The 2329-nt window shown below is 76.1% G+C and carries 2 protein-coding genes; both read right to left on the reverse strand.

Annotated elements, in window-relative coordinates; translation table 11 throughout:
• Nucleotides 1-338: beta-ketoacyl synthase N-terminal-like domain-containing protein (locus tag IH00_RS44835; protein WP_039947811.1), on the reverse strand; the 338-nt coding region annotated here is incomplete at its 3' end.
• On the reverse strand, nt 331-2329 hold a 1999-nt coding region (locus IH00_RS0136030), incomplete at its 5' end, for an acyltransferase domain-containing protein (RefSeq protein WP_158828178.1). The genes IH00_RS44835 and IH00_RS0136030, both read right to left, overlap by 8 nt.

Here is a 2329-nt window from a genome sequence, read left to right on the forward strand (position 1 = left end):
GCGGCGTCGAACCCGGCCGGGTCCTTGAGGAAGCCGCCGTGGCGGGAGTACGTCCGGCCCGGAGTCCCCGGCTCCGGGTCGTACACGGCGTCGACGTCCCAGCCCCGGTTCTCCGGGAACCCGGTGACGGCGTCGCGGCCCTCGGTCACCAGCTCCCACAGGTCCTCGGGCGAGGCGACGTCCTCGCCGCCGCCGGGGAACCGGCACGCCATGCCGACGACGGCCACCGGCTCGTGGGCGGCCTCCTCGGCCTCCTCCAGCTGCCGGCGGGTCCGCCGGAGGTCGGCCGTGACCAGCCGCAGGTACTCGCGGAGTTTGGTCTCGTTGTCCTCAGCCACGGTGGAGTTCCTTTTCGATCAGCGCGAACATCTCGTCGTCGGTGGCCGCGTCCAGGGCGACGTGGTCCGCGCCGTCCGCCTCCGCGGCACGGCGGGCGGGCGCGTGGACCGCGAGCAGGGCCTTGAGCCGCTCGGTGGCCCGGGCGCGTTCCCGGTCGTCGTCGGGCAGCCCGGCCAGTGCGGCCTCCAGCCGGTCGAGCTGCTCCGACAGGGGCAGGTCGGCCGCCGGGCCGGCGGCGGCGACCGCCGCCGACAGGTGCGCGGCGACGGCGGCCGGCGTGGGCTGGTCGAACAGCAGGGTCGTCGGCAGCTCCTGCCCGGTCACGGCCGCCAGGCGGTTGCGCAGTCGGACCGCCATGACCGAGTCGAAGCCGTGGTCCAGGAAGCCGCGTTCGGGATCCACCGCCTCCGGTCCGTCGTGCCCCAGGACGTGGGCCGCCTCGGTGCGCACCATCCGCAGCAGCGCCTCGTGGCGCTCCCCGGCGGGCAGCGCGCGCCATGCGGCCGCGCGGTCCTCCGTACGGCCGCCGGCCCGCGTCCGGTCGTCGGCCTGCGTGCGGTCGTCGGCCTGCGTGCGGTCGTCGGCCTGCGAGCGGTCGTCGGGAACCTCGCGGGCTTCCGCCCCTGCGGGCCCGGCGTCCGGGCCGGCGGAGCCGAAGGTGCCGGAGTCGGGGCGGCCCGGGCGGCCGAGGGGGCCGGTGGGCCAGTGGCGCCGCTTCCGGAACGCGTACGTGGGCAGGTCGGTCGTACGGGGCCCGGCCCCGAACCACGCCTGCCAGTCGACGCGGACGCCGCGCGTGTGCAGCGTGGAGAGGGCGGTCGACAGCGCGGTCACCTCGTCCCGGCCGGCGTCCGAGACCGACACCAGTACGGGCGCGCTCCGGCCGGGTTCCGCCGTCAGGCAGCCCTCGCCGGCCGGGCCGAGCACCGCGTCCGGGCCGATCTCGACGTAGGCGTCGGCCCCGTACCGCTCCAGCCTGCGCATCTGGTCGTGGAAGCGCACCGTGCGGCGGATGTGCCGGACCCAGTACGCGGGGTCCCGGGCCTCGCTCGCCCCGAGGAGTTCCCCGGTGACGTCGGAGACGATCGGGATCCGCGGAGCGGCGTACGACAGTCCCGCGGCGACGCGGCCGAACTCCTCCGTCATGGCGTCCATGTGCGGGGAGTGGAAGGCGTGGCTCACCTTGAGCCGGCGGGTCCTGCGGCCGCGAGCGGCCCACTCGGCGGCGAGCGCCGTCACGGCGTCCGCGTCACCGGAGAGCACGACCGACGCCGGACCGTTCAGCGCGGCGACGTCGACCGCTCCTTCATGGCCTTCGAGGGCCGCGCGCACCTCCTCCTCGGTGGCCTGTACGGCGACCATCGCGCCGCCCGCCGGCAGGGCGTGCATGAGCCGGCCGCGGGCGGCGACGAGGGCCACGGCCTGCGGTACCGGGAACACCCCCGCCACGCAGGCGGCGGACACCTCGCCGAGCGAGTGGCCGGCCAGCACGTCGGGGCGTACCCCCCAGCTGTCCAGCAGCCGGAAGAGCGCCACCTCGTAGGCGAAGATGGCGGGTTGGGCGTAGTCCGTACGGTGCAGCAGCGCGGCGAGCGCGTCGTCCTCGCGCGCGAACATCACGCGCAGCAGCGGCTCGTCCAGGTGCTGGTCGAAGTGTGCGGCCAGCTCGTCCAGGGTGCGGGCGAACACGGGGAAGGCGGCGTGCAGTTCACGGCCCATGCCGGCCCGCTGGCTGCCCTGCCCGGTGAAGAGGAAGGCCGTCTTCCCCTTGGTCGTGGCCGCACCGCGCACGAGGGCCGCCGCCCCGGTGGTCACGCTCTCGGCGGGGGTGTCGGTGTCGTCGGCGGAGGTGTCGGCGAGGGTGTCCAGGGCGGTGAGGAAGGCGTCGGTGTGCTCGGCCAGGACCACCGCACGGTGCTCGAAGGCCGACCGCGCGGTCGCCAGCCCACGACCCACCGCCCGCACGTCCAGCTCACCCTGGCCGCCCAGG

Source organism: Streptomyces sp. NRRL S-118, assembly GCF_000716335.1.
GTDB lineage: Bacteria > Actinomycetota > Actinomycetes > Streptomycetales > Streptomycetaceae > Streptomyces.